Origin of the sequence: Roseateles sp., assembly GCF_044373315.1 — a bacterium.
Classification (GTDB): Bacteria; Pseudomonadota; Gammaproteobacteria; order Burkholderiales; family Burkholderiaceae_C; genus JACDQM01.
In genome coordinates, this window is sequence record NZ_JBILQK010000212.1 from 1 (window position 1) to 2,714 (window position 2,714).

The window sequence follows — 2,714 nt, forward strand, 5'->3', positions numbered from 1 at the left end:
GGCGTGGCCAGCTCGCTGCGGCGCCAGGCACCGCTGGCGTCCTGCAGCATCCACTGCGGCTGGGCCGTGATGTCGTAGACCGTGCCTTCGAAGGTGTTGCGATGAAAGGCCAGCAGATCCGTGCGTCGCAGCGGATGCTCCGGGCACACCGAGAAGGGGTAGAAGTCAGCCGGCTCCAACGCCTGGCCATAGGCATCCTGGGTCTGGTGCAGATCAGCGCCCAGCTGGCGCTGCGGCCAGGCCTTCAAGGTGGGTGCCACCTGGCGGTAGAACAGCCACAGCCGTGAGATGGCCCATTCGCGCACCGGCGGGATGAAGCTGCGCTGCCAGTGCAGCACCGGCTCTTTGGCCGGGTGCCAGCCGCGAGAGATGGCGAACTCGAGGACGCCACGCCCGATGAGCACCTCGGCATCCGCCGGGTCCAGCTCGCGCAGCAAACTCCAATTGGCCGCCACGAGGGTTTGATCGGGCGCCACACGGCGGGCCGCCCACAGCGCACCGGGCTGGCCGCTGGCTCGCTGCCAACCCGGGCCCACGCCCAGCACTTCCAGCACCCAGGCCTCATGCGGATCGGCCAGCACCAGCAGCTCGCTGCCGCCACCGCAGGACGGCAGAAAGCCCCAGTCCTCCATCAGCTGACCCAGCAATGCCACCGCATCGACCGCGCGGCGGCAGCGCTGCAAGGCCAACACCATGGCCTGCTCAATCGTCATGATCTGCTCGCCCTGCCCGCGCTCGAAGTCCAGCTCCGGGCGCTGGCTGGTGGTGCATTCGGACAGGGCCAACTGGTGCTCGTTGATGTGCGAATAGGCGCTGTGGAAGTAGGCGTAGGTATGCGCCACCTGGGGGATCTCGCCGATGCGCTCGCCCTGCTCGGCCAGGTCGGCGCCGCGCACCTCCTGCAGGCCCCAGAACACCCCGGCCATGCTGCCGGGCGCATGGTCCGCGGCCTGCACGCGGCGGATGCGCGAATCCTGGCCGGCGTCCGAATGCGTCAGCCAGCTCGATCCGTCGGCGCTGGCCTGCGGCCCCACATAGATCACTGTGCACATGAATCTGCCCCCTCCCGCTATTGCTGACGCTGCCGCGTTGCCGCCCAAAAGTTAAATATATTATGGGAATATCTTCAACGAATCGACGCGCCGGCACGGCCCGGGATGTCGCAACAGCCAGGAGTCGGGTATGGGTTTGGGAGTGGGTGGGCGCAGCGCCGAAGAGGCCTTGAACAGTCTGAGCCCCATGCTGGGTGAAATCGCCGACATCCAGCCGGCCGAGTACCAGGCGCGGCAAGCCAAGGTCCAGGCCCTGATGCGCCAGCAAGGCGTGGCGGCCCTGGTGCTGCACGCGGGTGCCAATCTGCGCTATTTCAGCGGCCTGGTCTGGCACGCCAGCGAGCGCTTTGTCGGTGCCGTGCTGCCGGCCGAGGGTCCGCTGCGCTATGTGGCGCCCTGGTTCGAGCTGGGCACCGTGGGCGAGCTGATGCAGCTGCCCGGCCCCATCCACAGCTGGCACGAGCATGAGAACGCCTATGACTGCGTGCGACAAGCCCTGGCCGCGGCCGGGGTGAGCGAAGGCCAGGTGGCGCTGGACGAGACCCTGCCCTACTTCATGGTCGACGGCTTGCAGCGTGCAGCACCGGCATCGATGCGGCTGTACAGCGCTGCCGAGCTCACCGCAGCTTGCCGGATGCAGAAGTCAGCGCATGAGATCGCTCTGATGCAGCGCGCCTTCGACATGACGCTGGCCGTGCAACGCGCCACCGCCAGCATGCTGCACGAGGGCATCAGCAGCACCGAGGTGGCGGCCTTCATCGACACGGCGCATCGCCGCGTCGGCGCAAAGGGATCGAGCTTTGTGATCGTGCTCTTCGGTGTGGCCTCCTCCTTCCCGCATGGCGTGAAGCATGCGCAGCATCTGCGCCAGGGCGATGTGGTGCTGATCGACACCGGCTGCCATGTGCACGGCTACACCTCCGACCTGACACGCAGCTATGTGTTCGGCACGCCCAGCGCGCGGGTGCGCGAGATCTGGGCACTCGAAAAGCAGGCCCAGGCGGCAGCCTTCGAGGCGGCGCGACTGGGCCTGCCATGCAGCGAGGTCGATGCCGCGGCGCGGGCCTGCCTGGAAGCGGCCGGCCTAGGCCCCGGCTATGCCCTGCCAGGCCTGCCGCACCGCACCGGCCATGGCATCGGCCTGAGCATCCACGAGCGGCCCTATCTGGTGGGCAGCGATCACACGCCACTGGCACCGGGCATGTGCTTCAGCAACGAACCGATGATCGTGCTGCCCGGCGAATTCGGCATCCGGCTGGAAGACCACTTCTACATGAGCGAGCAGGGGCCGCACTGGTTCACCCCGCCCTCGCACAGCCTGGACGACCCCTTCGGCCTGGCCACAATAGCGTAGGGCTGAAGCACTGCTGCTTCAGCCCTGTCGCTGTGCGCCTGCCCCGTCGCGCAGGACCAGCGCAGCGGATCAGACCGCCGCGGTGACGACGATCTCGATCTTCCACTCCGGCTTGGCCAGATCGGCCTTCACCGTGGCGCGCGGCGGCGTGTGGCCGGGCACGACCCAGGCTTCCCAGACCGCGTTCATCGCGGCAAAGTCGGCCAGGTCCTTGATGAAGATCTGCGCGCGCAGGATCTTGCTCTTGTCGCTGCCGGCGCGGGCCAGCAGCGCGTCGACGGCGGCCAGCACCTGCTGGGTTTGGCCGG

3 protein-coding genes are annotated in these 2,714 nt (G+C 68.0%); 1 reads left to right on the forward strand and 2 read right to left on the reverse strand.

Annotated elements, in window-relative coordinates; genetic code table 11:
- The coding region (locus tag ACIQ67_RS20535) for a C69 family dipeptidase (RefSeq protein ID WP_397536227.1) at positions 1-1,052 on the reverse strand (1,052 nt) is incomplete at its 3' end.
- A gap of 130 nt (positions 1,053-1,182) precedes the next feature.
- Here ACIQ67_RS20535 and ACIQ67_RS20540 point away from each other — a divergent pair.
- Positions 1,183-2,406 carry a M24 family metallopeptidase gene (locus ACIQ67_RS20540; RefSeq protein WP_397536228.1) on the forward strand — a complete coding sequence of 408 codons (1,224 nt, stop codon included), beginning with the start codon at positions 1,183-1,185 and terminating at the stop codon, positions 2,404-2,406.
- A 69-nt stretch (positions 2,407-2,475) separates the two neighbouring features.
- Here ACIQ67_RS20540 and ACIQ67_RS20545 read toward each other — a convergent pair.
- A partial coding sequence (locus ACIQ67_RS20545; protein ID WP_397536229.1) for a RidA family protein occupies positions 2,476-2,714 on the reverse strand: 239 nt, incomplete at its 5' end.

Bases quoted from the DNA above. Each gene is read 5' to 3' on its own strand.
- ACIQ67_RS20540 (WP_397536228.1), top strand. From the start codon at position 1,183: ATGGGTTTGGGAGTGGGTGGGCGCAGCGCCGAAGAGGCCTTGAACAGT.